Below are 6,666 nucleotides of genomic sequence, written 5' to 3' on the forward strand. Positions count from 1 at the left end.
GATTGGTTTAAAAAAGGATTAAGAAATTATACCAACTTCTCTGGTCGAGCGCGTCGTAAAGAGTTTTGGTATTTTAATCTTGCTCAATTTATTTTATTAATTATTGCCAGTGTTTTAGACTCAGTAATATTTAGCTCAGAAACGAGCTTATTTTATTTCTTGGTAGCATTGGGCTTATTTTTGCCCAGCCTTTCAGTTGGAATACGTCGGTTACATGATACCAGTCGATCAGGATGGTGGCTATTTATCTCACTTATTCCTTTAATAGGTACCATAATATTAATTGTATTTCTTGCAAGCAATACCAAATATGAGACCAATCAATGGGGTCCACCAGCAAAATAAGCAATTTTCCATGTCTCATTTTGTTATCAGTTGAGCCTGGTGTCTCTCATTATCTTATGTATACTATAGGTGCAGGCGGAAACCGTGGCTCTGTATGTGACTCATCTTTTTCTATCTCGGGACGGACCGATACTTTGACAGGTACTTTTTGTTTACGCTCAAGTGCTTTGGAGTTTTGGTTGATTACTTTATCCCCCATCAAACGTCGTTTGGTTTATGTGACGATTTTTGAAATCATTGCTATTATTTCATCTACCTTCGTTCTTATGTTGTTAAGTAATAGCAGCGCCGCAGAATCTCTTCCAGTTGCCATTATGGTGTCATTGGCAGCGGTTATTTGGAACTTTATTTACAATACGGCGTTTGAAAACTGGGAACGTCGCAAGCAGGTGATGCAGCGCACGTTCTTCATACGTAGTGCCCATGCGATAGGTTTTGAAGGCGGATTGGTTTTGATTTGCCTACCACTATATATGATTTGGTACGATGTTGGCTTTATCAAAGCCTTTATGATGGAAGCTGCGTTACTGCTGTTTTTCTTGGTTTATACTTTTTTCTTCACCTTGGGTTTTGACAAAATATTTACTTTACCGCATCACTATAAAAGTGCTTCTGCTTCTTAATAAGTAAAAATATTAATACCTATATTTTTGACTATTGCTTATAGAGTTTTACTCAAAAAAAGGCTACCTAATGGCAGCCTTTTTAATGATATTGCAAAGCTTAGTGTTATCAGTTTTTATTTACCCTGATAAACTGGCTTACGTTTTTCCATAAATGCGCTAATGCCTTCTTTAAAATCATCGGTTTTGGCAAGCATGGTTTGTTGATCTACTTCCATATCGAGGGCTTCATTCAATCCCATATAAGCATGGGTATTAATCATATGCTTCATCGATGCCAATGCTTTTCCGGGCAAGTTGCTCAGACGCGTTGCTAACGCTAATACTCTAGCATCTAGTTCATCGCTAGTAACCACCTCATTAACCAAGTTTAAACGTGCCATATCTTCCGCTTTTAGCTTATCACCGAGCATCACCATCTCAGTGGTTTTTGCCACACCAATCAACTGATTAAGCAAATAAATACCGCCAGCATCCGGAATCAGACCGATATTAACAAAGGCTTGCACAAATTTGGCATTATCAGCGGCAATACGGAAATCACAAGTCAGAGCCAAGTTCATCCCAGCGCCAGCGACGGCACCCTCTAACTTAGCGATAATAGGTTTATGAATATTACGCAGCTTTAAGCTAATCTCTGCCACTTCGCCAACCATAAAGTTCAGCTTATCTGATAATGCCTCGCTCTCCATGCCGTTTTCTAACATCTCACCGATATGTCCGCCACTTGAGAAATTATTACCAGCACCTTGCAAAACGATGACGCGCACTTGCTCATCTTCATTTGCTTTAGTCAGTGCTGCCATCATGGCATCTTTAAGTAACGTACTAAAAGCATTCAAGGTTTTTGGGTCGTTCATCGTGATAGTAGCAATATGGTTTTCGGCTTGGTATTCGACGAGAGCTTGTGACATTTTGGATATCCTTAAAAGAGTTTTTTAAATAGTGGTTGCAATAAAAAGGGTTTGCTAATAGTAGCTATTGGCAGTAAGTCAGACAAATAACGCAATACCAATTACTATAGCAGCTTGAGGTTATTATAAAAGCGAGATTTATGCGCGCTGAAGGCACGTTTTGAATAGTATTTCTTACTGTTATCTGTATTACTAAAGGTATAAAACCTATCATTCAAAAATAAGGCTACTATCTAATAGAAGGTTGAATTATGCTAGAAGGCAGATTGTAAAAGGTTTGATTTTTTATTACACCAACAAGGAAGTAGTCATGCCAATTATTCGTGTCAATGATGTCGATATTTATTATGAAGACAGTGCGCCAAACGACAAGCAAAAGCCGGTTATGGTATTTGCCCATGGTCTGCTATGGAATACGCGCATGTTCGACAAGCAAGTTGAGTATTTTAAAGCAGGTTATCGCTGTATTGCCTTTGATTTTCGGGGACAAGGTCAGTCTGAAATCACCAAATCTGGCTACGATATGGAGACTTTAACTGAGGATACACTGGCGTTGTTAGAGGCACTAAATATTGATAAATGTCATTTTTTAGGGCTGTCAATGGGTGGCTTTGTCGCCCAACGTATTGCATTAAAACGACCTAAATTACTGCTATCGCTAACATTGCTTGAAACCTCCGCTGATCCCGAAGATCCAAAAAATGTGCCACAGTACCGCAAACTTATGAAAGCCATTCGTTGGTTGGGTATGAAGCGTGTCAGTCAAAAAGTAATGCCTATCATGTTTGGTAGCAGCTTTTTGTCAGATAAATCGCGTAAGGCTAACCGTAGAGAGTGGTTGTCTATGCTGCAAAGCAACCGTAAAGGCGGGGTCGTCAAGGCAACCACTGGCGTGATTGAGCGCTCTGCAATGTATGATCAGCTCAGTGATATTAAGACGCCAACGCTTATCATCGTTGGTGATGAAGATGCAGCAACGCCTTATGTAAAAGCTGAGCGCATGCATTTCGCGATAGAAGGCTCTAAGCTTGTTGTGATTAAAGGTGCGGGGCATACGTCGACAGTTGAAGAACCAGAACAGGTTAATAAAGCCATTAATAAGTTTTTAGCAAACTTTATGTAGTGCTCATTACTTATTCGTTATCTAATACAAAAGTATTTATCTGCATAAAAAACTCTAATGAAAAAGCCATTATCAAATTTATGATAACGGCTTTTTTTTAATGCTTTTAAAAGGTTGTTTACATTTTATAAGCGTGCAGCAAAGTCATTATTTCCATCATTGATGGTGCTAAATACTTGAGCGCGATTGACGATTTCTGTTGCCCAGGCACGATGGGTTGCAGGCTCTAGCATAGTATTATTATATTTAAAGACCGCTTTTGCCTCGCTATGTAAGATTGCCTGCGCCTCATCTAAAATACTCAGCGGTACACAGTAGGCTTGTTGTACCAAAGCAATCTGACTTGGATGAATCACCGTTTTCCCCACCAGACCTAAGCTGACATCACGCGTTAGCTCTTGCATAAATAACGTTGGCTCGTCCAAATATTCAAACACTGGCGCGGAGAGATAAAAGCCATGCGGTACAAAACAGCCAAGCAGCTGATAGGCGAGCGTACCAACGGGCGTGTCGTAGACAATACTATTCTTGGGACGACGCAAACGCAGCGCTGCAAACAAGTCATTACCACCGATACGCAAGGCAAAAACGGGCTGGCTAAAGGCTTCTTTAAAACCAATCGCTAGCTCCTGATTGTGATGCGGGTTAAATAGCGCTGCTGTCTCAAGCGTCGGCATCAGTAGCATCTCAGTACTCAGATTCTGACAAGCCATGCGCCAATTAGACAGGCTATACATATCGACTTTTGGCATCACAAAGCCATCAACCAAATCAATATGAGCAAAATTTGATAACTGCTCTAACATCGCGGGATGGCGCGGACGTATAAATACCAATGGGCGCGTTGGCTGCTTTGGTCGTATCTCGGTTTGCTGTGTTTCGGGCTGCGTCGGCTCATTGATACTATCGACGTGCGTCGCCCATGTATTCAGCAGTATTTGCAGGCGCTCAAGTGCCAACTCAACATCATTGTGGCTGACTGCGTCTTCTAGGCAGATAATAATACTATTAATCGTCGGTAATTTATCACGCTTAATCACTTGCCAAATATCTTGGCGCGTTGCTGGCATATATAAGCTCGCGCCCAACTGATACGGGTGGTGCATATGAGGCTTGAGCATAGCGTGACGCTCAGTAATCAGATGCGCGTAAGACTGGGTGTTTTGATAAAGATTGGACTCGTTTTGTGGCATATCTGACATAATGGGCATCGTAAATAGTGGTAAATGGATAGGTATAGAGAGCGATTGAAATCTCATGCATAAAACGATAGAGCGTTAATCGTCTGTGGCGCGCTGCTTGATAAGGGTAATCGCTTGATAAGGCAGTATTTTATCACCTAACACACGGATAGGGATATGGCGCTGTGCACATAAATGGCGTAATAAAATGGTATCGGGATGTTCAGCGCTTGCCAGCAAAATATACTCAGGATCGCGGCGTAATATCGCCCGTGTTGCTTCAGCGATGGTCGGCTTAATACGATTGCGATTGCTGATATTATATTCTGCTGCCAGCTTATCGATTAAGTCTGCGGTCTGGTAGCGAGGGCGCTTATAGGTTGGCAAGCACTTTAAAGGCGTGCTCAGGGTTCGCCTTGTCGCATCGATACAATCGATAAAAGCTAGGCTATGATCTTGCTCAATTAAATTATCATAAAAAATACTGCGATGCAGCCCCAACGCCGGCTCAGTATATAAGCTACGTGATATGAGTCCCGATACGGTACTGTTCAATAAACCTGATGGAATCAACCAGTCATCGATACTAGCAGCAAACCAAGCAACGCCAGCCGGATCAGCAAGTGTTAATAGGGGAATAACACCTTTACCTTGATGAAAAATATTAGCAAAGTTAGGATGATTAGTGTCACTAAAGACTTCTAAGCTACGAGCTAGCTCTTGATAAATTGCTCCTTTACCGGTCCAACCATCGACAAACACAATCGGACTATGGGGATGGTTATTTAATATTATCTGTAAGGCAACCGAATCAAGACCGCGATCACGAATGATGCTGATACCATAATGCACACTAGGTAAAGAATAGCTGCTATCAGCATCTGCCAATGCACGCTGCAATAGCACGCCAATTGGCAAGCCAGCTCGTACCAAGCTGACCAATATCAACGGACGGTCATTATCAACGCTTGGCTGAAAAACCTGCTGTAGCGTATAGGCTAAATGTGCAATATCAGTCGCTGCTCTTATCTTACCTTGCTCTAACGCCTCGATATACAGCTGTTCGTGTATGGCACTTGGCGCGTCTTCCAATGTCAGCATATCCGAGTAGTGACGCTGCCCGCTTTGGATCAGCGCTTCTTTTTGCGCGACAGGCACATCAGCAACAGCATCTTTATCAACGATGTCGAGTAGCACAGTGACATCGCTGGCAAGATAGCTTCCTGAGCCGTACTGGGATAAATTGGCTATTTTATTGTTTTGATTATTTGAGGTCATGTTAGAAATATGGGTACTCGCTTAATGGCAATATGATGAAATGATAATAACAGTGTGACGAAATTTCAGTGTGAAGTGATGAGAATATAATCTCTATTATTAAGCTTGAAATTGTTCATGTATCTGGCCGTGATTGGGCATGCCGTACCAGTCAAGCAATTGCAAAAATGGCAGATCTGCCAGGCTATCACCAAAACCAAAGCTTGGGCGCTGATGATCTAAATGCTGCTCTAATAAAAACTGTACCGCGTGACGTTTATGAACGGCGTGCGGTAGTATTGCCAAGTTATTAGCATTTACGTGCACATAAAAATGCGTATCAAAGTCCGGTACGAGAATCGGTAGCTGTGCAGCTAACTCCTTCAGTGCTTGATGGTCTTTTTGCGCATGTTTAATGGCTAGGTAAATGGTCAACTTATGCTTGTTAGAAGCATTATAACTAATCTTGCCACTATCAAAAGTATCGCTATGCGGCGTAAACACTAACTGACTGTTAGCCCCTTTACTGTGATTCGCAAATACTTCGCTCAGCTGATTGAGCTTATCTTGCAATGGCGCAAGCGCATTATACATATGCTGCTGCCATGTGCTTAATAACTCACCATCAGACGTCAAAATAATTGCGCCATGGGTCAATACTTGCCAGCTATTAAAAGGTAACTTAACGCGCTTAATTTCCTGACGGTCCCGTGCTGTCACGGCGATCAATTCGGTACTAGCAAGGAGCCAATTAAAGAATACCGCTTGGCGCTGACTCATAAAGCTTAACGGCTCACCTTGTTTATTGACAGTGGCGCAAATCAGGTTTTCAGGTTCAGTCGTTGGTAATTCCCAAGCATCAATTTTACGCTGGGTCTGAAACAGTGTGTCGTCTAAATCCATGAGTGCATAAGGTTTGATGATGTTTAAGCTAGGTTGGAAAAATGGGGAGGTCATTAGGTTTTCCAAAGATAGAATAATGGTAAGGCTGTTGAGATACAGCTTAAATACGGATATAAAGCGCTGATTTTTAGCATTGCAAATTAACCATCTAGCAAGCCTTAGCCAAATGTAGACAGTATAACGATAATCATAAAAAAGGTCAGAATAAATTAATAATAAAAGTACAAAATTATTACCAGAGGATTGGATTTAACCAATTTGTAATTAGGCAGATCAATTTGAATAGGCAGAAGATAAGATGTGGGGTTATAAGAATAGTT

At 41.5% G+C, this 6,666-nt stretch carries 7 protein-coding genes; 3 read left to right on the forward strand and 4 right to left on the reverse strand.

Annotation, left to right across the window (positions count from 1 at the left end):
- Together ACMHKH_RS14285 and ACMHKH_RS14290 are read left to right on the forward strand one after the other, a co-directional pair.
- The coding region (locus ACMHKH_RS14285; RefSeq protein WP_413521292.1) for a DUF805 domain-containing protein at positions 1–345 on the forward strand (345 nt) is incomplete at its 5' end.
- Positions 346–401: 56 nt separating this feature from the next.
- Positions 402–968, forward strand: a complete 567-nt coding sequence (locus tag ACMHKH_RS14290; protein WP_413521293.1) for a PACE efflux transporter — start codon at positions 402–404, stop codon at positions 966–968.
- A gap of 116 nt (positions 969–1,084) precedes the next feature.
- Here the strand turns inward: ACMHKH_RS14290 and ACMHKH_RS14295 are convergent, their stop codons facing one another.
- Positions 1,085–1,882: an enoyl-CoA hydratase/isomerase family protein gene (locus tag ACMHKH_RS14295; protein ID WP_413521294.1), complete on the reverse strand. Its 798-nt coding sequence runs from the start codon at positions 1,880–1,882 to the stop codon at positions 1,085–1,087.
- Between the two features lie 310 nt (positions 1,883–2,192).
- Between ACMHKH_RS14295 and ACMHKH_RS14300 the strand changes: the two genes are divergently transcribed.
- On the forward strand, positions 2,193–3,005 hold the full coding sequence (locus tag ACMHKH_RS14300; RefSeq protein WP_413521295.1) for an alpha/beta fold hydrolase: 813 nt from the start codon (positions 2,193–2,195) through the stop codon (positions 3,003–3,005).
- A 125-nt stretch (positions 3,006–3,130) separates the two neighbouring features.
- Here ACMHKH_RS14300 and ACMHKH_RS14305 read toward each other — a convergent pair whose 3' ends face one another.
- The 3 genes from ACMHKH_RS14305 to ACMHKH_RS14315 all read right to left on the reverse strand — a co-directional run bounded on the left by ACMHKH_RS14305 (position 3,131) and on the right by ACMHKH_RS14315 (position 6,400).
- Positions 3,131–4,207, reverse strand: a complete 1,077-nt coding sequence (locus tag ACMHKH_RS14305; RefSeq protein ID WP_413521296.1) for an HpcH/HpaI aldolase/citrate lyase family protein — start codon at positions 4,205–4,207, stop codon at positions 3,131–3,133.
- A 75-nt stretch (positions 4,208–4,282) separates the two neighbouring features.
- Complete coding sequence (locus tag ACMHKH_RS14310; RefSeq protein WP_413521297.1) at positions 4,283–5,464, reverse strand: cysteine protease StiP domain-containing protein; 1,182 nt, start codon at positions 5,462–5,464, stop codon at positions 4,283–4,285.
- 99 nt (positions 5,465–5,563) lie between these two features.
- A complete protein-coding gene (locus tag ACMHKH_RS14315) occupies positions 5,564–6,400 on the reverse strand; it encodes an HAD hydrolase family protein (RefSeq protein WP_413521298.1) in 837 nt (278 codons plus the stop codon).
- Positions 6,401–6,666: the final 266 nt, after the last annotated feature.

The sequence above is a fragment of the Psychrobacter glacincola genome, from assembly GCF_965118485.1.
GTDB lineage: Bacteria > Pseudomonadota > Gammaproteobacteria > Pseudomonadales > Moraxellaceae > Psychrobacter > Psychrobacter glacincola_D.